The sequence below is a fragment of the Methylicorpusculum oleiharenae genome (genome assembly GCF_009828925.2).
Lineage (GTDB): Bacteria > Pseudomonadota > Gammaproteobacteria > Methylococcales > Methylomonadaceae > Methylicorpusculum > Methylicorpusculum oleiharenae.
In genome coordinates this window covers 1,919,191-1,941,663 of sequence record NZ_WUTY02000001.1, presented here as the reverse complement: position 1 = coordinate 1,941,663, position 22,473 = coordinate 1,919,191, and the positions used below count along the sequence as shown (strand labels likewise).

Below are 22,473 nucleotides of genomic sequence, written 5' to 3'. Positions count from 1 at the left end.
AGCGCAACGTTATTCAGCTTGTCATGATGAAGGGGCTTTACCGCTCGTGTTTATGTTAAAAGCTACTGCTGACTCGTACACCAAACCACTGAGGCCAATTGGGCGACCAGGTGTTCCAGGTTCTGGCAATGGGTTCTTGATTGTCAAAAATATTTTTTCCAACCAAAGAGACATCAAACAGCTTATCGCTTCGGCCGACACCCACAGAAAAGTCCGTAGTGGTATTGGCTTTGATATTCCCGTAGACCGACAAGGCATTATCCGAGTTATAGGCGCTGGTATAGGCTGTCGTAAAGCTGGTATGAAATTCAGCCTTACCCCATCCCAATGCTGCCAGTGGATAACGCACCTCAGGGCTGATATTGAAGGTAAATTGCGCTGCACCCGGCAGATTCTCGCCGGTTGCATCGTATGACGTTGGCGCTCCGGGATAGCGCTGTTCAACCGGTCTGATGGCGTTTTTAAAATCGGTATAAACCGCGTCATTCCACGCCCCTGAAAAATTAATCGATGTATAAGGGATGCCTGTATAAGAGCCATCGATTTCCACACCCATGATGCGAACGCCTGCAGCATTTCCGCTGCCTGAGATGAATACAGGTGGGGCGGTGGGGTTGGTCGATCGATCGATGTTTGTCGTGAATTCGTCGTAGATCAAAGCCGGTTGTTGATAGTCATCTATCTCCGTCCAAAAGAAATCGGTATGCAAGGCCAGCGTGTCGCCAAAGAGATTTGATTTAAAACCTATCTCAAAAGAATTCGCGGTCTCTTCTTCGATAGTTTGTACAAAACCATTCGGCACATCCAGGAATCCCGGCTTTTGGCTGAATCGCCAAGACACATAGCTGGTCAAATTTTCGTTGAACTTATAACTCGGACTGACGATAAATGCGGGTTGAATATCTTCAATCACACCTTTTTGGTAGTCCCACAAATTACCAATCCGGCCATTGCGAATAGACTTTGCCGCACCTATCTGAGCCCTCTGAACATTAGTCAGCGCGGCATAAGTAGCCCGATTGAAGTATTGTTGCGCCGCCGCATTGGCCGCTGCAACCTGATTGGGATCAGCCAGCGCACTGGCAGTCAAGACACCGTTGTTGTTGGTATCAAAACCACCTAATTGGATGCCGTTGACGGCAGACCTGTTCAAGGCTGAACCCTTGCCGCTATCCGTCAGGATTTGATTGGTCGTGAGCTTGCGTTTTTCGTAATTGACCCGCGCGCCGGTGGTTATGTTGAAAGCATCGGTGACATGCCATTCGCCTTGTCCGAAAATGCCGGCGGTATCATTTTCAATATTCCGGTTACGCCATCTGATCAAACTATCGGCGGAATCCGCCATCAAACTCCTGCCATTGGCATCGGCGTCGAGTATCGCGTATTGAGCATTACTGCCATACCAGGCACCGGCATCTTTACCGAAAGAGGTCCAGTTGTTGTAGTCCATATCGCGTTTCAGGTAGAGTGCGCCGGCTTGATAGTCGACCAGATCTTCAAATTTTGAACTGACTCTAAACTCCTGGCTGAAATGCAAGAATCGGGGTACATGTCCACCGGTATACATGCCTCTGTCAACATCAAATGGTGTACCTTCGTCATTGCCGGCCTGGAATTCGAAATCTCTGACTGCAGTAATCGAAGCCAGTTTGACGTCGCCGATATTCCAGTTGAGGTCGACCAAGCCACCTTTACTGGCCGTTTCGATGGGTTGGCCGCTGTCTTGATCGAACGCGTCGGTGCGAAAGTAATTGTCGAGGGTATAGTTTGGCTTGGCATCACGGAACCAGCGCCGGTTTAGGCGCACTTCAGGAGAGTTGTTTCGTGCCGTGTTAGGCGTGCCGTTAGCAAATTTACTCGGTAGACGGTCAAAAAAAGTATTGCCATTGAAGGACTCATTTTGTTGGGCATTCATGTCAAAGCTGATCCGGGCGCTGAAATCTTCGGTAGGCGTAAACAATAGCTGGACGCGGCCCGCTGCGCGATCACGGTTGTACCAAGTTTGATGCGGATTCGACAAATTCTCGTAAGCGCCATCGGCTTTATTGACGTGAATAGCACCACGCCAGGCCAGTAAATTGTCAATGACGGTGCCGCCGCCTGCCGCATCGGCAATGTAGCTTTCATACTCACCATAGGTCAGCGAGAAATTGGCGTCCGGAGCAAAAGAAGGATGTCTGGGCGTAATCGAAATTCGACCCATGTTAAAGTTCTTGCCGAAATCAGTCCCGGTAGGGCCACGATCGACTTCCACTTGCGCCAGATCGTAATGATCAAAACTGGCGAGTGGATTGTAGAGATACGGCACACCATCCATAACGGTGCCGATACTGGGATCCATCGCATCGACCAAGCCCTGCTTACCAAGACCGCGTAGCGATAGACTGCTGGTGCGCGCATTGCCGGGATCGAATTTCGCATTTCCCGAGCGCTTGAGGATTTGCTCCAAGTCAAACGCGAGTTCCCGCGATAACTCTTCACCGGACCGAACGGAAGTCGAAGCGGGCACATCTTTCAGCTTTTTAAGCCGTGGTTGGGCGCGAACCACGACTTCGCCCAAGTCATCGGTTCTGTCTTCGTCAACAGCAACTTCCTCTGTCAGCGATTCTTCAGGGTTCTGGGGTTCGGCCAAGCCCTCTTCGATAACCGTATCTTTTTCGCCGGTGATCGCTTTTTTAAGCGATTGATTCTCCTGCTTGGATGCTTCCAATTCCTGTCTCAAGCGGGCTATCTCGGCCTCTAGATCGGACGGTATTTCCTGGGCAAAACCAACTCCAGACCCTAACAGACAGACTCCTGTTACCAGCATTGCTGCGCTGTTAGTATTGAGTCTGGCTTTTGCAGTGTTATACCGCTTTCCATAACTCAAAATTTTAGCCACATCGGCTGCCAGCGAGCGATTGACGAGGTTAAATTGAGCTGTCGAGAGAGACTCCTCAGTTCCATCGACCCCACTTAGGTTATTTTCGATAGTCATGTCATTTCCCATTTTTTCAGAGATTTAGTGATTAAAAATTACGCTATTCCGTTTCTTGAGGCCAAAGCGAACCTAGCCAGCCAAACCTCGGGCTGGTTTAGAAATGGTTAAAGGCGAGGGTTAATTCCCTGGAGCGGTAAGAACCGACAATTTGGTAATTCCGGCGCGTTCAATGGCGGCCATGACTTTTGCAACGATCCCGTATTGCACCGCATCGTCCGCGTTCAGATTTAGCGCCAATTCGGGGTCAGCGGTTTTTCGTGTCAATAGCTCACCTTCGAAGGCGGACAAGGCAATTTCAGCTTTATCGACATACACTTTCCCTGCCGCATCGATGCTGATATAAACCGCTTCCTTTTCCTCCGGTGGCGCAGTTTCTGCAGTTTTTGGCAAATTGACATGGATTGCATTGGTCAATAACGGGGCCGTAACGATAAACACGACCAGCAACACCAACATCACGTCTACCAGCGGCGTTACGTTGATTTCACTCATTACGTCATCGCCATCATCTTGAGTTTTAAAAGCCATTATGCAGGCGCTCCTTTCGCGTGTAATTCGTCATGTGTGGCGTTAATGACCGGTTTTTTTACTGGGACTGTTTCTGACGAAACCGCTTTGATATTGACTTCGCCATTGGGCCTTTTGATGATAAAGGAAGTCTTTAAAGCCAAATGGACAAAGTCGATGGCGAAATCATCCAGATACGCCCAGATGACTTTGTTTCTTCTGATGAAAAAGTTGTAGCCGATGACTGCGGGCACCGCGACGGCAATCCCCACAGCGGTAGCAATCAGCGCTTCGCCGATGGGACCAGCGACCACTTCCAAACTGGCTGATCCGCTTTTGCTGATACTGGTAAGAGCGCCCATGATGCCCCATACCGTGCCGAAGAGTCCGACGAAAGGTGAAATACTGCCAATGGTAGCCAATATCGCCAAACCGCTTTCCAAGGAGCCGCGCTCTTTCTGCATTTGCTGGCGCAAACGACGGTCGAGTAATTCTTGCCGATCACCGGTATGTTCCAGATCATGCGTGGTCGTTCCCCCGTCAGCTTCTACCAATGTAGTGAATCCGGTAACGGCCACTCTGGCTGCCGGGCCTTTATATCCGGTCAATGCGGCGGCTTGTTGAAAATCGTGAGCACGCCAAAATTGCTTACTGAAAGATCGGTTGTAATAAGCTATGCGCAAGTGTTGTATGCCTTTGATCAGAATCAATGCCCATGTCGCTACCGAGAAGGCGATGAGCACATCCAACGTGCCATCGACGATGACTGAGGAAGAAAAGTCCAAAGCCCCTTGCGTTGCATCAGCAACCGGCGTTGCAGCTGCCAAATCATTGACCGGGGCTGTCGAAACTGACTGAGCCACGGCATCGCTTGCCGGTGATGTATTCTGAGTCAGTGTCTGCGTGTTACCGGCGAGCGTTGATCCCTGCTGCGTTGATGGGAGTGGTGGGGTGGCCGCAGTCGTTGTCGATGCGGGAGTTGCTAAAGAGTCAGCCATAGTAAACCTCAATTTTTATAGTTTAAAAGTAATAGGAACCGTAACCCAACCGGCAATAGGCGTTGTTCCACGCATTGCCGGTACGAATGACCATTTTTTAACCGTCCGTGCGGCTTCGTCGTCCAGCACTTTCTTGCCACTGGATTTCTGTACCGAAACACTGTCGGGTTTACCGCTGGGCAGTACATGAACCTTCATCAGGACTTTACCCTGCCAGCCTCTGTCCATCGCTATCTCTGGATAAACAGGAGGCGGATTGTTCAGATAATTGGCACCGGCACGGGGTTGCGTGACTTTTTCAACGACGGGTGCTTGTGGTGCTGGTGTATTGGAAACAGGCGCTGATTCACTGACTATAGTGGGTTGGGGAATCGGCTCTTCGACTATTTGCTCGACCGGCTTGGGCTTGATTTTGGGTTTATCCGGCTTTTTTAAGGGCACCACCTTGGGTTTGGGTGGTTGCGCCTTGACTTGCGGCGGCGGTGGGAGCGTTATCGGTTTCGGTTGAGGTTTAATGATAGTGATCTCTACCTTGTTGGGCTTGGGAGGCTCGATCAATGCTGGCTGATCGAAGCCTGTATCGAATCTGTCGACAATGGCGGTGTGTATAAAAACCGATAAGGCACCCAGTATCAGGTAATCAACAAAATTTTTGTCGTTGTTATTCGTATCGCTTTTAAAGTTGCTAAGTACCGCATTGGTCACAGCACTTGCAACTGGATTGGTTTGCAGTAGATTAAAATCCGGCTTAAATGGCAATATAAGTCCGGTGATCCCCCTCTTATGAACTTGATTATCTAAATCAAATGGCTGCAGACTGATTGATGGATTACTCATGCTATTCCCCTAGAACATTAAATCGATGTTCATTGTTTTCATGACGACGACTTTGCATCGTTGCTTTTTCAAGCCGACGTTTACGCGGTTTAATATGTATAATGCACAAGCTATGCCATTTAATGGTAATTTATAAATTAATATTTTTTTATCTTATAAAACAGATAGATAGAGAATCTCTTTAGGCTTGATTGAGCCTCTGAACAAGCCTTGGTCACTACTTGACAGGGTGATGTCCATTTTGGAGTGTTTTCTCAGCAACAAAGTGTTTAGTGGCTGTATTCAGGGCAACAGAATCAGTCTTGAAAGTTCAAGATAATTGGGGGGAAGGTACTGCTGGAATGCCCTTGCACAAGCCAGCAGGTTTTCCTCAAATGGCAGAGAGCGTAAATCCTAAGGATCATGAAAAGTTTTCATTTACCTTCGAAGAGATGAAGGTCTGGTTGATGTAAAAGCGATGCCTTTGTCTCGACTGCTGGCGATAAGGCTCTCGGTAATATATCCTATAGAAAATCTCAGTATGAACAAATGTCGTCATACCCACAGGGAAGCGGGTATCTACGTGAATGGGTGGCAGGCTTTGAGCTATCCATGCAAGCATGGTTTCCGGCAAGTCCTGCCGGAAAGGCGACGTAAAAAACTTAATGATGCTTTTTTGTAAACATAGCCTTCAGATCGTCAACGACCAGATACAGAGAAGGGATCAATATGAGGGTAATCACGGTGGCAAACAGAATACCGAAGCCTATCGATATGGCCATAGGGATCAGCATTTTTGCTTGTCGGGAAGTTTCAAGAATCATCGGCATGATACCGAAAAAAGTAGTCAGCGAAGTCAGTACTATGGGCCTAAATCGTTGTACGGCGGCCATTCTTATCGTTTGCTGAGCCGTCTTGTTACTTTCGTGGCGCAGTTCTTTAGCATGATCTATCAATACCAGTGAGTCGTTGATAACAATACCCGATAAGGCAACAATTCCTAGTATGCTGATTAAACTCAGATCATAGCCCATCAGCAGATGGCCGAATATAGCGCCTATAGCGCCAAAGGGAATGGTGATGATGACAATCAAGGGTAAGGAATAGCTTTTAAACGGAATGGCGAGCAGGACGTAAATTGCGAACAAAGCGATAGAAAATCCAATTTTAAGGCTGTCCAGACTTTTTGCCATCTCCGCCTGTTTGCCCTGAAAACTGAATTGCAAACCTGGAAATTGTTTGACCAACCCAGGCAGTTCAGTCAATTTAAGATCGTTCATAATCTCTCCAGCGTGACCATTCGCTGCTAAATCGGCAGTTACCAGGTTGATCCGGCGGCCATCCCTGCGGGAAATCTGGGTAAAGGCTCGGCCTCGTTCGACATGCACTGCCTCGGTGAGCGGTATTTCCTTTTTATTCGCACTCCATATCAACATGGAATCGACGTTTTGTAAGGAAAGGCGTTCTGACTCGGGTAATCTGACCATGATTTTCATTTCATTCCGGCCGCGTTGCTGCCGCAAAACTTCGGCACCGAAAAAGGCGTTACGGACTTGGCGGGCTACGTTTTGAGGCGTCAGTCCCTGACTGAGTCCTTCCGAGCGCATTTGAAAGTCCAGTTGCTCCTTGCCGGCACTGATTTCGTTTTTGATATTGATCGCTGCCGGGTATGAGCGAAGTATTTCTGCTAACTGAGCGCTGGCGGCTTCCAATATTTTGACATTGCGATGATTCAATTCAACCGTGATGGCGGCACCGGAACCCGGTCCGCCGAAATCAGATTCGTAGACGACTGATTCGGCGCCCACGATTTCCCCGGCTTCTTCGCGCCAGCGCTGGGTAAATTGCTCGGTACTCATGATTTTTTCCCGGATTTCGGGGGGAGCAAGATAAGCGCGTACATTGGCAATATGACCCCCGGCCATGACGCCCGGCATGCTGGAACCTAATTCCGCAAATACGCCGATCAATAATTTATCGCCATCAGGAATAGATTCAGCCACCCGTTGCGCGGCTTCGGTTAAATGTTGCACGACGATTTCGGTTTGCTTGGCCGGTGTGCCAAAAGGCATCGAGACAGCAACTCTGGAGAAATCCGATTCGGTTTTGGGGAAAGCGGTGAAACCAATACGGCCGCTAAGCGCAAAAGAGAAAGTGGCAAACAGTAGCGCAAAACCAAACAATACAATCAAATAATGGTGCTGCAGGGACCAATCCAGGAAAGGGCCGTAACGGTGCAGAACCCAGTGCCTGAAAGCTTTGCTGAATTTTTGTTGATAGGTATGTATCCAGGCTTCAATGCCGTGAGCTTTTGGTTTTTTAAGACGGCTGAGGTGGTTCGGCAAAATGAACAAGCTTTCAAACAAGGACAGCAGAAAAACGGTAATGATCACCAACGGTACCATCACGTAGATTTTGCCGGTGACTCCCGGAATAAAGAGCAGCGGCATGAATGCGGCGACATTGGTCAATATACTGAAGGTTACGGGCATGGCCATCTCTCGCGCGCCTTTGACCGCTGCCTCGTAAGGTTGCATACCTTCTTGCAGATAATGGTAAATATTTTCTCCAATGATAATGGCGTCGTCGACAACAATACCCAAGGCAATGATAAAAGCGAACAGCGATATCATGTTGAGCGTAACGCCGAGAGCAGGCAAGATCAAAAACGAGCCTAAAAAGGCAATGGGGATGCCGGTCATTACCCAAAACGCAAGGCGTAATTCAAGAAACAGAGCCAGGGTAATGATGACCAGTGCCAAGCCCATGGCGGCATTGCGCATCAGCAGATCAATCCGTTGGTTATAGTCTAAAGAGGAATCACGCCTGACAAGCGCTTTGACTCCTTCGGGCATATCTAATTTGGCAGTCTCCATTATTCGCGTGACTGAGCTAGAAACGTCCAATGGTGATTGGTCGCCTACATTGTAGATTTGTATCATCACCGCCGGTTTACCGTCATAAATTGCATAGTAATCCGATATGTCGTAACCATCTTTAATTGCGGCGATATCCCCCAGCAACACTTGACTGCCGTCCAGCGTTGTGATGAGAGGCAGTTTTGCAAACTGTTGCCCGTAATCCTTTCGCTCTTTCATGCGCAGCAGGATTTCACCCGAGCCGGTTTTGATGCTGCCGGTAGGGAGATCAAGATTGGCATTGGCTATGCGTTGGGCAATATCACCCAAGGATAATTTATGACGACGTAAATTTTCCTGGCTGACCTCCACCGAAATTTCCATGGGTTTGATGCCGAACAAGTTGACCTGAGTAATGCCGGGGTCTTGCAGAAACCTATCCCTCAATTGTTCGCCCAATTCATGCAAGGTGCTCTCCGGTGCTTCGCCAAAGATAACCAGTTCCATCAGGGGGCGTAAGCCGGTAACCTGAGTGATTTGAGGTTGCTCGGCATCGAGTGGCAGCGTGGTGATGCGGTCAACTTCTTTCTGAACATCCTGAATGAAGCGCTGCATGTCAGTGCCGCGCAAGGTGGTGACAATAACCGTGGCTAATCCTTCTATTGCTGTGGAGTTAATGTCTTCGACCCCCTCCAGTCCGCTGACGGCCTGTTCTAACGATAAAATAATACCCTGCTCGATTTCTTCAGGACTTGCACCGGGATAACTGACACTGATGTTGACGGCATCCAGATCGGTGTTCGGAAAGACTTCCTGACGGATATTTTGCATAAACAGATATCCACCCACGACCAAAACCAGCATGGCCAGGTTGGCGGCAACCGGGTGCCCGGACATCCAGGATATAGGCCCATTTGAGATGGCGGGTTGTAGTGTTTGCATGGTCAGTCTAAGGGCGTCAGGATTGAGGTTTCGATATCACGAGAGCGAATGCGCATTCCTTTGACCGGGGCTGGCAGTGCGCTGGCGACGACTCGGGTTTTGGGAGGTAATTGATCAGTATCCAGAAAAAATCGGCCTTGTTCTGCCCAAATGGGTCGGATATCAGTTATATCCAACGTTTGGGTGTCATTGATAAGCCATAAATAGCGGCCGTCATGCAAAGCTGTTTCGGGGAGTTCATAAACATTTTTCAGGGGTTTACCCGAAATTTCCACCCGCACCAGCGTATCCAGCATCAAAGTGGGGGCATTTTTGTGGTTTGGCTTAAGGCTCAACGGGTCGTCAACCTCGACAATCAGCTTGGCCATGCGGCCTTCAGGATCAACAGCGGCTTTTAGTTGTTTGACAATACCTTCGCGGTATACACCGGGTCCCCAGGCATTATCCATGGTAATTTTGACGGTTGCGCCTTTGTTGCTGTTGATGCCGGGTATATCTATCCAGCGAAGCTTCTCTATGGGTAACGATACATCAATCCAAAAACTGTCAGTCGATGCCAGTTTTACCAGCGGTGTTCCGGTAGCCGAATTCGATACGCGCGAACCTATATTGGCATTGCGTTCTGTGATTACTGCATCGAAGGGAGCCAGGGTCCTTGTGCGCGCCAGTTCCAGTTCCGCTTGCTCGTAAGCGGCTTCTGCAGCATTAAGCGCTGATTCCGATGCTTCCAGATGGGGTTTTCGCTGAATGAGTTCCGCTGCCAGTTCATCTTCAAGATCCTTTCCGAGCATTTCGAACTCGCGTTTGGCTATAGCTTGCTGACCCAGTTCCAGTTTTAAATTAAAGCGGGCGCGGACCAATTCGTTTTTTGCACGCCTTAGTTTTAATTCGTAATCCTTAGGATCCAAGCGAACAATTTCTTCGTTTCTTTTTACCAAGCCACCTTCGATAAAGCGTTGATTAACCGAGATCACTGTTCCTTCGACCTGTGCGTTAAGATTCACACTTTGTGATGACATAACGTTACCAAAAGCAAATACGGTAGTTTGATGATCTTTGCTTTTAGGTGTTATAGCGTCCACTAAAGGCACTGTCTGCTCTAGCGGTTTTCGAGCAGCTCGCGGTTGATTGTTCAGCCAATAGGAGGACAGACCTCCCGCTATCACAATGATCAATAATGAACTGAGAAGAGTAAAAAATTTCTTTTTGGTAGTGGACATAAACGTTATTATCAGGACTGAGAGTGCGGAACTGACCAACCACCGGCCAATGAACGATACAAGTTGATTCTGTAATCGACTAATTCCTTCTTGGCACGCAGCATGGTTCTCTGCATGGATTGCAAGCTGTTCAACGTCGAAAGTATGCGTAAAAAATCGAAGGCGCCGTACGCAGATCGAATCGAGATATCTGCATTGGCGTCAGTGAGGTATTTCAATTGCTTTTCCAGGCTTTCCAGGCGTTGATGTTGTTGCGTTTCTTGTGCCAGTGCGTTCTCTACCTCTTTAATGGATTGCAAAATTCTTTGCCCATACAAATTAAAGGCCTCAGCGGTTAACGCTTTATTGCGGTCCACTTCGGCAACTCTTCGAGAGCCGTCAATAATAGGAATTACCAGATTACCGGCCAATGTCGACATCCAGTTGTTAAAAAAGGACTGCAAGTCGGGTGCGGTTGTGGTGATTCCCGCGGCCAGACTGATTTTGGGAAATCGGTCGGCAACTGCTGAAGCCACTCTCAAATCTGCTGCTTGCAAGCGGAAATAGGCTTTTTTGATATCCGGCCGACGTTGAATAAACTCAGATGTTAATCCGGTAGTCGGCAAGCCGTTGATATCCGGAAACTCCTCGGAAGCTTTTATTTTGAATTGGCCGGGTGCTTGTCCTGAAAGAACGGCCAACTGATTTTGCAGAACACTGATAAAAGCCATAACTGCAAATCTGTCGCCTATTACCCCTTCCAATAACTGCATCTGTTGATATACGTCGGCTGCTGTTGCCTGCCCGCCACGGAATCTGACGTTGACCAAATCGGCGTATTGTTCGTTGATTTTAATTTGCTCGCTAAGCAAGCTATAAAGTTTTTGTTGTTCCGTCAGCTGATACCAAATTCCTGCTATTTCAGCGGTTAAGGCTATTGCTGCCGTATGAATATCTTGCTCTGCGGATTGCACATCCAATTCTGCCGCTTTGAATCCGGCACGTATCCGTCCCCATAGATCGACCTCGTAACTGGCGGCAAGCGCCAAGGAGAAGTCGTTCATTGATGAAGTTAAGTCAGGGCCATTCCTATTTACATTGTTAATGCCGCTGAGTCCGCTTACAGATGGAATTAATTCCGCACCAGTTCTGGTTGCAATAGATTTCGCCTGTTCCAGTCGATCAAAGGTCGCCTTTAAATCCAGATTTTGGTCCAAGGCTTTCTCGACTAAATCATTAAGGGCAGGGTCGTTGAAGCTTTGCCACCACTTGTCAGGTGTCGCAGCACTTCCGGATATCGAGAATGTTTCCGGCAGGCTAACAGGTGGGGCGAAGTTTGGCTCGGTGACACTGCATGCCGTCATAAAATAGAAACCAAGAACCGGCAACTTCCTGAAAACAGGGGCAAACATCAAGCGCGTCCTTAATAGTTAACTTAAGTGAAAAACAATTCGGCATGGTCGGTATGACGGGTGGTTAAATGTTTGCATCCGGTCATTACATTAATCCACGCCTGACAAATGATTTAACGGCTATTCAGTTAAATCGACTTAATTAAGCATGAGAACAAATTGAGCCTTGGTTGTCGGTTAATGGCTACGAGTCTCATGTTCATATTGAATGGCCTTGTTTCAATTGACATTAAGTCGTGTAAGTGTCGGCATTTCCTTGGGAATAGTTCATAACCTTTTCTTTTAAACCCTGTTCGCCACTGGGAGGAGAGGAGAGCGAGAAGCGTTTAATCGTCCGGAATTTGAACAATCACCTTCCCTATGCCGTGTTAATAAATGCATTAACAACCTAATTACAAGTCAATAATCATGCCAGTTTAATATCCAGAAATAGCAAGGCTTCAGCTGGATTTGATAGCTGATATTGTTTGTTGAGCAACAACTTTTGGTTAAATACTGCGCAGATAACAACATTTAGGCTGAATTTTCTGACTCTACAAATTTCTTCAGTACGGTTAATTCCTGATTTTGAGTCGTTGACAGAAATACTTTTTGGAAGAGGGTAAAACTCCTGCTGCGTTGGATTTCGACGAGATTGAGTTATGCCTACGGCAAGCAGGTTAAGTTGATAGCGGCAGTGTGAAATTAATCCTTCTTGTACTGAGAAAACCGTTCGACTTAAAGGTACGGGCGTGTCTGTCGAGGATCGCTCTGAGTCCGTCTATGGGAGCTTGAAGGCAGCATCCATGCTGCTGACATCCTTGCAAACACATAGGCATCTTCTGGGAATCAAACGCTTTTTTTCGATCAGGCAGGAGAAAATAGTGTAATAGCCATGTAAGTTTGGCCCAAAAAGTGCGTTGAATCAGGCTGCTGAATATTCATTAACTTTAACGAGGGACATTACAATGAAAATAAGTTTCTTTTCAATTTTAGGGTTTGCATTATTTGCTTCAACAGCACAAGCGAATGTATTTGAAGATATAGCGGTGGATAATTCCAGTTATGACAAAGCTCAATTTGTTGGTGAGCTAAGCAGTTTGGGTGCTATTGAAGTTTTCGGCTTTCGGGGGTCGTTGTTCAACGGATTTTTGGTTGACAATGATGATGCAGACTTTTACAGCTTTCAAATCAATTCGCCCGGCCTATTAAAGCTGAGCTTACTTACCCCGGGAGCGGACCCCATTCTTGGTTTGTTTGATTCAAATGGCATCTTGCTGGCTGAAGATGATGATTCCGGGTCTCAATTGGATGCATTCCTGGAGTATTCCGTGTCTTTGCCGGGCACTTACATTGCTGCGATCAATGGTTGGACAGGAGATAACGTACTTGATTTCACGGTTCCCGGTGAATCCGATTTTCCTTACAGACTGCAAGCTGAATTCCAAAGTAATTTAACCGCAGTCCCTCTTCCTGCTGGAATATGGTTATTGCTCAGTGGTTTAGTCGGTTTAGTCAGATTAGGCCAACGCAAAACCATTTAGGAAGTAATAAGCTGTTTCGCATCAAACGGGCGCCTTTCCGGGCGCCCGTTTTTTTAAAGCGCGGTTTAACGGTTGAATAACTTGCCCAGCAATCCCTGTTCGTGATCTAAATCATCTAATTGCTTTCTTGCAGCAATGGCAAACGGTGAGTCAGGTTCCTTGTCAATAATCTGATCCAGTACCGCCTTGCTTTTTTTATCCAATAGTTCGATAGCTTTGAGTCTAACCGAAGGATAGTGGGCTCGTAAGGCAGCCAGTTCTCTGAGATAAGGTGTGGATTCCTTCAGTAGTTTCAGAATTACTTTTTCTGGATCATCGGTAAAAAGATCACGCACCAGATTACCGTAATGCTCTTGTTCGCGAATGACATCTCTTGGGTCAATCTTATGGGGTTCGGTGGGGTCGTCACAGCAACTCATGGCTTATCCTCGTGGTGTGGATGCTAACTCGATTTTGGCTGATTCAGGCTTATTTCTTGTTTGTCTCTTTCTGATTTTTGACAGGTATTTTTTAGCTTTCTAGGTCGTTAGAAATCCGAATCGCTTCAACCGGTGTCTTAAAATATTTCGGCTGATGCCCAATAGATTGGCGGTCTGAACTTGATTGTTTTCGCAATAGTCATAAGCCGTTCGTATGATGGTTTCTTCAAGGGTATCGAACAGATTGTCGAGTGGCTGTTCATACAAATCGGCCAGAATGTTTTCCAGCGATTTGAGCGAATTAGACGCAGAGCCATTGCCGGACTGATTTCTGGAAAAACTTATAACCGAAGCCGATAAATGTAAGTCGGCGGAGGTTACTCGGCCATTTTGACAAATTAACAAGGCATGGTGGATCACATTTTCCAGTTCACGAATATTCCCTGGCCAGGAATAATTGAGTAGTGCTCGTTCCGCGCTGGAGGCGATTTCAACATGAGTTAATTCCATGCGTTTTCCGTAACGGTCCAGAAAATGTTTGGCCAAGGGCAAAATGTCCCCTGGACGCTCTCTTAAGGGCAGTAAATCCAGAGCAGCGACATTCAATCGGTAATACAAGTCTTCACGAAAATGACCTGCATGCACTGCGGCAGCCAAATCGACATTGGTGGCAGCGACCAGTCTGACATCGATAGGGATAGGCTGGCGCGAACCGATTCTGACAACTTCTCTTTCCTGCAGAACACGTAATATTTTGACCTGTGCAGAAAGTGGTAAGTCCCCGATTTCATCCAAAAACAAGGTGCCGCCATTGGCAGATTCGAACCAGCCGCTCCGGCTAGCTACTGCGCCAGTGAAAGACCCTTTTTCGTGACCAAATAACTCACTTTCCAAGAGCGTCTCAGAGAAAGCGCCACAGTTTACAGCAACAAAAGGGCCATTGCTGCGGTGGCTCAATTTATGCACTTTGCGAGCAGCCAGTTCTTTACCTGTTCCTGTTTCGCCAATAATCAAAACTGTGGCGTCACTGGGGGCTACTCGTTCGATGTAATGTAGAAGTTTGCGGGATGCGGGATCATTAAAAACCAAAGCGGTCGCCCGAATAGATAAAGCATGAGAGTCCGGATCCGGCAAAGTAATCAGCGGTTCTTCCTGTTTATCCGCCATATCTCTGTTGAATTGATCTTTGATTCTGAAGTCATTTAACATAGTGGGTTTCGATATTGTGTTTATGATCTAAAAAAAAGATTGTTTAATCAATTCTTTGCTCTGTAGAGTCGATCAGAATTAACCCATCAATGCACCAATTGACAGGGGGTGGGTGCGAAAATCTAATCTTGCTATTGATCTATGTTGAAATACAGTGGTTATTTAAAAACCTATTTATTGCCATTATGACAGTGTAAGCAATTAATTTTAAATGACTATTTGGCATAAGCTTATCTAATAATTAGTTAAGCCTTACTGTTGGCAGAGTGTTTAATAAGAAGCACAACATCAACAGTTATTGCTGGGTCGTCAGCAGAAACAATGATGGAAAATTAGTTTGATGGGTGCTGGAGCCTATTAATATTAGAGTCTTTGCTATTATGGCGTAGATCATGCTTGTGTATTAGAAGTGAGCTCGTTGTAAGAATGACGAACTTAAAATCGATCAATGTGAAAATAGAGATTTCAAGTGCCGATATATAGGTTAAGCAATGATTCAAACAATCAGACATGAAGTAATGATCAATATTAACAAAGACTGGTTTCTGGGATTTTTGATTCTAATCGGGGCTTTGATTGTGTGTTTTTCTCATCAATCCGATTGGCTGTGGATGGGAATCGTCTTTATGTGTATTGGTTTGGAACTTTTGGCATTATCGCAATTGGCGGTAATGTTTGAACTGACCGATAATTTTGATGAGAGTTAGGATTTCGTTAAAAATAACTTACCGAAAATAGCCGAATTGAGGAGCGGTATGCTGATTTTCCTGTGCGGGAGTTGTTTATGTAACATAAACGCATAGGGATGATGAAATCTGTATTAAACTTTTTTCCGGTTTCGTGGTTTCCTGTCAAAAGTGCCCGGCGACAAAAAAAATGGCTGTTAAACACTAACAATTTAACAGCCGAGTTACCATCAACACGCTTCATTGCAAACAACATCCATGTAAAAGATCAAGTACTTTATTTTCCTGCTTTCCACTTTGAAAAGTGAGAAGTGCTGTATTACTTTCGCATATGGGTTTAAGGCGTTAATTTATCCAATTCATCCTGATAGAGATCCAGGAATCTTTGATCAACAAGTTTCTTTTTGAAAGCCGTTTCAACAGGTAGACCTTGATAAAAAGCCCAGCCATCGTTGTCGTTTACATCGATTTTTCCGTCATGGTTTAAATCTAGCTTGGTAAATTCGATTGCGCCAGTTTGCTCATTGATCTTGAATTCAGGTAATCCTGCTCTGGTTTGCGTAAATTTTGGCAGTCCATTCCATCCTTCCCATACATTGCGCACTTCTGAATATCCGGCCTTGGCTAAGGCATTGCCAGCTTGTACGCTCCTAAATCCGGTTGCGCAGACTAAATAGAGCGGCGTTTTTTTATCTGGAACAACTGATTCGACATAATCAGTAAATTCCTGGATGGGTATTACGCCATCATTGAAGTTTGGGGCGGTTTGAAAGCCTACATCGATCGGATCTTCTGATATATCGTATCCAATATAGCCTGATGAATTGTCATCAGCTTTGGTCGGAGATTTATGTACGTGCGGGAATGGGATGCTTAAAGCGCCTGGAGGATGCCCCTTGACGTATTCTTCAACTCGGCGGACATCCAGGATAAGCGGTTTAAGTTTCCCATTGGTAGACTTGTTGTTCTTGGTTAGCTCCCAAGCTTCTGCTGAACTGATCTCGGATTTATAAAGGACTGGATTGCCATATCGATTGCCCGAAATTTCAGCTTTCACAGTGACTGACTGAAAGAGCGCCAAAGCCCCCATTCCGATTAATAAACTGTTATAAAGGTGTTGTTTCATGTTTTACCTCTTGTAATGATGTGATGGGCAAAAAAATTAAGCACACAAAGATTTCTGATAAGCGCGCAATACAATTTGTTTGGTACAAATAAACAGTATTCAAGAACAAACCATTCTGTAAGAGAACTTAAGCAGGTCTCTTAATATTAATAAAGCAATAAGCTTGCCAGTGTAATAATCTAACCATAGACAGGCCTACAGGTATCGAATACACGGAGTAGGACATAAGAAAATAAAAATCTATTGGTTGTTCAGTCTTTTAAACGAATTAAATGTGGGGAGGTAATAAAACTTTTCCAACAATCAAAGTTTTATTTAGTGAAAGTAATCTCAGGGGGTGTTGCTAAAACCGCATCGGTTGTTCAATTAGTGTTGATAATGCAGCAATTTTCAATATAGTTCAAAGCGGACATCTGCATATTCTGACCTACCTTTATATTCTAATTTCCGAAGGGTAGGTGTTTCAGATCATATTGGCGCAGTGGGGGGGGACGCCCAATCAGCACGATATCATCACTGGCTCGAAGCCTGATGGCAGAGCCTATAGAGATGCTGCCGATCATACCTGTAAGAACTACACTTCTAGCGGCGAAGGTAGTGTACGAGTAGGCCATTCCGACCGGACCAATCGCGGCGCTACCGGAGGTAATGTTTCATGGAACTCCTCGCACGACAGCCGTGGTTGTAGTCAGGAAAATCTGATCAATACCGGCGGTAATGGCTATTTCTATTGCTTTGCCGCAGATTGAACCTGATACAGCCTGGAGCAGCATCCACTTTTCATGTCTATGAACTTAGTCTTGATCTTGCGAGGGCCGTAGGGCCGTAGGGCGGATTCGCGATAGCAATCCGCCACATTGAAAATCAAAACCTTAACGGATTACGGGGGGTTGGCTCAGCCAGGCAATCCGCCATGACTTTGAAAAATATGGGCGTTTTGCTATCGCAAAAAACGCCCTACCGTCGATCGATTTTTACATCAGGTGTATTTTTTGACTTGATTTCTTTACGTTGGAAGACCGCTATGTCGCCTTTACTCGTCTTTGAATACCAATCACTATTCATCTCTTTTGGGCCGTTTTACGCCTGCAATTATGACCCTGTCCGTACAACGGGTTTCACGATAGCGAACCGTCAACGCCCCGAAGTTATGATCGGGCCAAAGGATGCAACCTCGGTCTACCCTACCCTTCGCATTTAAATTGCCAGTTAGCGAATCCGCATTACCTCGTTAAATCAGGAATTTATATCAGACCCAGCGCTAAAGCCCTTAGAGTTCCAAATAATTTTCGGCACGATTTGCAAGGTCCCTCGTCTCCTCATTTGCAGGTAAATTGTAAAAGGATTGTTTTTCTTCGCCGAGTTGGCTTTTTAATTTCAAGTAGTGCGTTAAAAACGAACGGAATTCCCGGGTCGTTGGTTTGTCCTCCGTCGATTTTCTGATCAGTGCTTGAGCGATCATTTTTTCAAGTAAAGCGATTTGGCTATCAACGTAATTGATGCAACGGGCTTTGCATTTTTCCGAGAGCCCGGCGAGCACCATTAAAACCGGAACGATCGATAACGATAGCAAGCCTTCGTCGCCGGGTATTCGCACGCTTGTGATCGGATTGCCGAATAATTCCGGTTTAAGTAATTCAAATACGGTCTGTCCCCATATCTGTTTTTCAGTACTCAAGTCATCGCGTCTCTGTTCGAGCGCTTTACGGTACCGGTCGTTGACTATGGTCCGGTCTTTTATAACGATATCAAAACCCTCGCGTGTGCCGCCGACGATACAATCCGCATCGTATTGCCGGCTCAACAAAACTATATTTTGCAGGGAGTCGGGATAGGTCGAATCAAATGGAACCATGCTGCAAACAGTCGGCTTACGATTATCGTGAATACTGCATCTGTTGTCTTCAGTCAACGCGGGGCAGCGTTTCAGCGTTTCGTAATCGATTGCCTGAGTCATGATCGATAAATAGTAATTATCGGCAGAAGGTATTTTGAAAAACTGAGCTTCAGCCAGCGACTCCAATAGTTGAGCATCCTGTTCGGATAAGACGTGGACGGCTTCCGCCGCATACAGATTGTCACCGGCGTTATTACACTTTATTTTTCGCAGTGCCAGACTGCCGACGAACAGGTGCTGATGATGGAACAGTTCTTTTAAACTCAGTAACGGCGCACTGTTGCAACACTTTCCGCAAGCATTGCATTGAAACGAAACCGTTTCGCTGGAAATCTTTTGCAAAGCCAGGGACATCATTGTTTCAATACCGGTAACGCGGCTACCGAATCATTGCGCCTCGACACCGTCCGAAAACCGATGTGGGAAATAGGGAGATTGGCTTCATGCCCCTCGCGGGCTGAAGGACGGTAACGCACACAGAAATCGCGTCCGCAAAGATGAGACCCCCCTTTGATGACCATGAGCCGGTCAGGCTTGAGGTCATGCTCCGAACCATGGCTATTCGAATTCATCTGATGAGATTCACTGTAAATGTCCCGGGTTTGTTCCCAAGCATTTCCGATCATGTCATAAAGATTGAATTCGTTGGCTGAATAGCAGCCTACCGGCGCCAATCCGGCATAACCGTCTTCGGTAATGTTTTGGGTAGGGAACGTTCCTTGCCAGTAATTGGCACGCGGTTGTCCTGATGCGTCACGGGGCTCTTTTTCCAACTCAGCCCCCGAGTAACCGGCTTTGGCTGCATATTCCCATTCGGCTTCGGTGGGTAGATCGCGACCCAACCATTCGGCATAAGCTTTGGCATCCTCCAGGGTGATCAACGTAACCGGTTGATTTGGGGCGGCAGAACTACTTTGACCCGACGGTTGCCGCCAATTCGCTCCTTTAACGTAGCGCCACCACGAGTAAGGCCTTTGCCTCAATTCGGCTGCATCCGGCTGACTGAAAACCAATCCGCCACCTTCGCGTTCTCCTTCCGTGACGTAACCGGTCGCCTTGACAAAGGTGGCAAACTGGGCGACGGTGACTTCGGTCTGGTCGATCCAAAAGCCGCGGACGCTTGTTTTGACTTCCTGACGTTCTTCCTCATACCCCAAAGTGGTTCCCAGAATAAATTCACCGCCTTCGAGATACCTCATCCCTGCATGAGTATCGCTCAACCAATTGTCAGGGAGACCTGAATAGCTTACGCAGAGTTCCTTGGAACCTAAAGAGACTTTCCTGTCATTATGAGCACAACCCGAAACGACTGTTAAGGTTAAGACGGCCAACATTAAAACGACGCCGGCATGGCCGGCGTCATTCCAGGATTTTTGTCCTAAAAGCATTAGTAGTAACCGCGCGGTCTTTTTGGATTTACGCCGCCCGATGCATAGAGATAATCTTTCCATGCCTGGTAAAGCTCTGCCACGACGTCGGGATGCTCAGCCGATAAGTCGTTCGTTTCGGCTCTGTCTTTCTCGATATCGTAAAGCTGCCAGTGGCCGTCAATCGGTCCGTAGGGAGGCTCATTCCAGACAGCCTTCCATTTGCCGCTATATAAATAAGCTCTACCGTATTGCTCTTCGCCGACCGGTTCGGTATGCAGAGGCTCAATTTTACCTTTGGCATCACGCAAATAGCCCTGTCCATGTTGTTTTTTGCCATCTTTATCGGTTTTCAACGGCCCTAAATCGCTACCGGTTTCCAAATGACTGAGCAGCGACAAACCGGTGATCGGATAGACATTTCGCCCTTTGTAACTGACCAGCGGTTGGCCGTTGACGCCAGAAACGGCGGACGGAGTAGACGGCTGAGGGATACCGGCCAATTCCAGTAAGGTCGGTGCCGAATCCGAGATGTGGAATAATGTACGTAAGGTCGGATATTGCTGGGTTTGACCTGGCAACCGCACGATGGTAGGCACTGAATGGCCTCCCTCGGTCGTGAAGCCTTTACTCAACCTGAATGGCGTAGAGCCGACTTCAGCCCATCGTAAGCCATAATACACACTGGTTGCCGGTGTGCCGGCCGGTCTCAGTCGTTGATCTTTACCCAAACTATCAAAGTTTTGCTGATTTAGCCTTTCTTGCGCGGCCGAAAGAGGCCAACCATCAGCGCCGTTATCAGAATGAAATACAATGAAGGTGTTATCGTATTGGCCAATGTCTTTAAGATGTTGGATCAGCAGGCCGATGTTGTAGTCCAGATGCGATACCATTCCAGCATAGATTTCCATGTATCTGGCTTGCGTTTTCCTTTCCTCCGGCGTCAGGCTGTCCCAGTCGGGATTGACTCTGCCCGGACCGTAATCGACGTTTTCGGTAATGCCTTGCTGTACCGTATCGGCATTGATGTAACTCGCGCTCGCCGTATTATTGTTGGGCGTGGCGGCCGACGCGGTAAGTGTGTTGGGTAGCGGGTCACTGGGATGAATATAATCGTTAGGTACCAGACCGAGCTGTTTTTGACGCAACAACCGACGATTGCGAATTTCGTCATAGCCCACGTCATATTGACCGGCATACTGATTCAGCCAAGGCTCGGGTACCTGCAATGGCCAATGGGGTGAAGTGTAAGTAGCAAACGCCGCAAAAGGTTTGCCGTCCCCTATGTTTTCGTCGATATAGCTGATCAGCTTTTGCGTAAAGGCGTTCGTGTCATACCAAGGTTCGCCGTTAGCATCGGTAGCCGGTACCGTGATGAACTGTCCGTTTTCCGTAAAAGATCTGCTTTGGGCCGTGATACCACCGAAATGATTGCCCAGCGCTCCGCCCAGTAAAGTATAAGAGCGTTCGAATCCCCATTGGTCGGGGGTTTTGTTTTGGTTTGAATTGATCAGCGAGCCCAGATGCCATTTGCCTGCGATATAGGTATGGTATCCCCCGTCTTTAAGCAGTTCGGCAATACTTAATGCATTGTTATTGAGGTATCCCTCGTAACCCGGCAATCCACGGCGCTCGTCGTTAGGCGCTCCCATCGTCCCTAAACCGACCAAGTGGTGGTCGGTTCCGGAATAAAGCATTGCCCGGGTTACGGCACATACGGTGGATGTATGGTAATTGGTCAGAATGCGTCCGTTTTTTACCAAGGCATCGAGATTGGGGGTGCTTATTTCGCCGCCGAAAGCACTGATATCGGAATAACCCAGATCGTCGGCGACGATGTACAAAATATTGGGCTTTGAACCGGCTAATGAAGCAGATTTGGCATTGTCGTCCGCCGCCGAGACGCCTGATAACGCTGCAAGAGAAATGGCCATGCCGAGAGAAAGCATGGTTTTGCTGTACGGGGGAGTAACCGCTTTCTCACTAGAGATCAAGGAATCTGCGTCCGATATCTGTCGTCGCCGATTGGACCCGTACAACTGTTCGGAACTTCTAATGATTTTATTTTTCATAACTTTCACTCTGTCAAATGATTGAAACCCAAATTTGTTCCGATTGTTCTCGATCAGACCAATTCGAGCCTTGGCATAGTTATCTCTCATTTATCATGCCAAGTTTAATTATCCATAAAATGCAGGTTGGTGAGGGTTAGTTGCGCTATCGCTGCTATGAATTCAACATTGCCTGCTGGATCAGTGTTGACCAAACAACACAGGACGAGTCGAATTATTCAGAAAAATGGGAAATTAAGTTCGGCTTTGTCACATTCCGGCGCTGAGAACCTGGGAAACGGAGCGCGAATGGGCTGAAGATGTTTTGTCACCCATTGCCGTTGCGCAGGATGGATTTTCGGAGATTTCGAAGATAACGTACAAGACATCGCAAAACGACATCAAGTCATGCAAGAGCCAATGTTTCGCCCCCTTGCTGGTTCGAAACGTGACGACGCGGATAAATCGAGGTCGCCGAAGGCA

18 protein-coding genes are annotated in these 22,473 nt (G+C 47.0%); 5 read left to right on the top strand and 13 right to left on the bottom strand.

What is annotated here, in order from left to right; all coding sequences use genetic code 11:
- Nucleotides 1-55: 55 nt before the first annotated feature.
- The 4 genes from GO003_RS08860 to GO003_RS08845 all read right to left on the bottom strand — a co-directional run bounded on the left by GO003_RS08860 (nt 56) and on the right by GO003_RS08845 (nt 5,322).
- On the bottom strand, nt 56-2,977 hold the full coding sequence (locus GO003_RS08860; protein WP_159659354.1) for a TonB-dependent receptor: 2,922 nt from the start codon (nt 2,975-2,977) through the stop codon (nt 56-58).
- Between the two features lie 120 nt (nt 2,978-3,097).
- Nucleotides 3,098-3,508 carry an ExbD/TolR family protein gene (locus GO003_RS08855; RefSeq protein WP_159659353.1) on the bottom strand — a complete coding sequence of 137 codons (411 nt, stop codon included), beginning with the start codon at nt 3,506-3,508 and terminating at the stop codon, nt 3,098-3,100.
- Complete coding sequence (locus GO003_RS08850) at nt 3,508-4,485, bottom strand: MotA/TolQ/ExbB proton channel family protein (RefSeq protein ID WP_331001630.1); 978 nt, start codon at nt 4,483-4,485, stop codon at nt 3,508-3,510. Before GO003_RS08850 ends, GO003_RS08855 begins: the two co-directional genes overlap by 1 nt.
- Before the next feature lie 15 nt (nt 4,486-4,500).
- Nucleotides 4,501-5,322, bottom strand: coding sequence for an energy transducer TonB (locus tag GO003_RS08845; RefSeq protein WP_159659352.1), 822 nt, complete (start codon nt 5,320-5,322; stop codon nt 4,501-4,503).
- A 302-nt stretch (nt 5,323-5,624) separates the two neighbouring features.
- Between GO003_RS08845 and GO003_RS08840 the strand changes: the two genes are divergently transcribed.
- Nucleotides 5,625-5,774, top strand: coding sequence for a hypothetical protein (locus GO003_RS08840; RefSeq protein ID WP_159659351.1), 150 nt, complete (start codon nt 5,625-5,627; stop codon nt 5,772-5,774).
- 189 nt (nt 5,775-5,963) lie between these two features.
- Here the strand turns inward: GO003_RS08840 and GO003_RS08835 are convergent, their stop codons facing one another.
- Genes GO003_RS08835 through GO003_RS08825 form a run of 3 tightly spaced genes read right to left on the bottom strand, consistent with a single transcriptional unit; the run spans nt 5,964 to nt 11,712 of the window.
- The gene (locus tag GO003_RS08835; protein WP_159659350.1) at nt 5,964-9,101 is read right to left on the bottom strand and encodes an efflux RND transporter permease subunit; all 3,138 of its coding nucleotides are present in this window, start codon (nt 9,099-9,101) and stop codon (nt 5,964-5,966) included.
- A 2-nt stretch (nt 9,102-9,103) separates the two neighbouring features.
- Nucleotides 9,104-10,321, bottom strand: a complete 1,218-nt coding sequence (locus GO003_RS08830) for an efflux RND transporter periplasmic adaptor subunit (protein WP_159659349.1) — start codon at nt 10,319-10,321, stop codon at nt 9,104-9,106.
- A gap of 11 nt (nt 10,322-10,332) precedes the next feature.
- Nucleotides 10,333-11,712 carry a TolC family protein gene (locus GO003_RS08825; RefSeq protein ID WP_231088893.1) on the bottom strand — a complete coding sequence of 460 codons (1,380 nt, stop codon included), beginning with the start codon at nt 11,710-11,712 and terminating at the stop codon, nt 10,333-10,335.
- Nucleotides 11,713-12,659: 947 nt separating this feature from the next.
- Here GO003_RS08825 and GO003_RS08820 point away from each other — a divergent pair.
- On the top strand, nt 12,660-13,235 hold the full coding sequence (locus GO003_RS08820; RefSeq protein ID WP_159659348.1) for a DVUA0089 family protein: 576 nt from the start codon (nt 12,660-12,662) through the stop codon (nt 13,233-13,235).
- A gap of 65 nt (nt 13,236-13,300) precedes the next feature.
- Here the strand turns inward: GO003_RS08820 and GO003_RS08815 are convergent, their stop codons facing one another.
- Both GO003_RS08815 and GO003_RS08810 read right to left on the bottom strand, forming a co-directional pair.
- Nucleotides 13,301-13,654 carry a hypothetical protein gene (locus GO003_RS08815; RefSeq protein ID WP_159659347.1) on the bottom strand — a complete coding sequence of 118 codons (354 nt, stop codon included), beginning with the start codon at nt 13,652-13,654 and terminating at the stop codon, nt 13,301-13,303.
- Between the two features lie 99 nt (nt 13,655-13,753).
- Complete coding sequence (locus GO003_RS08810) at nt 13,754-14,863, bottom strand: sigma-54 interaction domain-containing protein (protein WP_305629223.1); 1,110 nt, start codon at nt 14,861-14,863, stop codon at nt 13,754-13,756.
- A 491-nt stretch (nt 14,864-15,354) separates the two neighbouring features.
- Between GO003_RS08810 and GO003_RS08805 the strand changes: the two genes are divergently transcribed.
- Nucleotides 15,355-15,570, top strand: coding sequence for a hypothetical protein (locus tag GO003_RS08805; RefSeq protein WP_159659346.1), 216 nt, complete (start codon nt 15,355-15,357; stop codon nt 15,568-15,570).
- Nucleotides 15,571-15,886: 316 nt separating this feature from the next.
- On the opposite strand, the gene GO003_RS08800 is transcribed toward GO003_RS08805, so the two are convergent.
- Nucleotides 15,887-16,675, bottom strand: coding sequence for a rhodanese-like domain-containing protein (locus GO003_RS08800; protein ID WP_159659345.1), 789 nt, complete (start codon nt 16,673-16,675; stop codon nt 15,887-15,889).
- Nucleotides 16,676-17,133: 458 nt separating this feature from the next.
- On the opposite strand from GO003_RS08800, the gene GO003_RS08795 reads away from it, so the two are divergent.
- Together GO003_RS08795 and GO003_RS08790 are read left to right on the top strand one after the other, a co-directional pair.
- The gene (locus GO003_RS08795; protein ID WP_231088892.1) at nt 17,134-17,424 is read left to right on the top strand and encodes a hypothetical protein; all 291 of its coding nucleotides are present in this window, start codon (nt 17,134-17,136) and stop codon (nt 17,422-17,424) included.
- A gap of 164 nt (nt 17,425-17,588) precedes the next feature.
- Nucleotides 17,589-17,876, top strand: a complete 288-nt coding sequence (locus GO003_RS08790) for a hypothetical protein (protein ID WP_159659344.1) — start codon at nt 17,589-17,591, stop codon at nt 17,874-17,876.
- A gap of 69 nt (nt 17,877-17,945) precedes the next feature.
- Here GO003_RS08790 and GO003_RS08785 read toward each other — a convergent pair whose 3' ends face one another.
- From GO003_RS08785 to GO003_RS08775, 3 genes are read right to left on the bottom strand one after another with little or no spacing between them, the layout of a single operon-like run.
- Nucleotides 17,946-18,929 carry a YkgJ family cysteine cluster protein gene (locus tag GO003_RS08785; protein WP_159659343.1) on the bottom strand — a complete coding sequence of 328 codons (984 nt, stop codon included), beginning with the start codon at nt 18,927-18,929 and terminating at the stop codon, nt 17,946-17,948.
- Nucleotides 18,926-19,960, bottom strand: a complete 1,035-nt coding sequence (locus tag GO003_RS08780; RefSeq protein WP_159659342.1) for an SUMF1/EgtB/PvdO family nonheme iron enzyme — start codon at nt 19,958-19,960, stop codon at nt 18,926-18,928. Before GO003_RS08780 ends, GO003_RS08785 begins: the two co-directional genes overlap by 4 nt.
- On the bottom strand, nt 19,960-22,011 hold the full coding sequence (locus GO003_RS08775; RefSeq protein WP_206444824.1) for an arylsulfatase: 2,052 nt from the start codon (nt 22,009-22,011) through the stop codon (nt 19,960-19,962). The genes GO003_RS08780 and GO003_RS08775 overlap by 1 nt, the downstream gene beginning before the upstream one ends.
- Between the last annotated feature and the right edge of the window lie 462 nt (nt 22,012-22,473).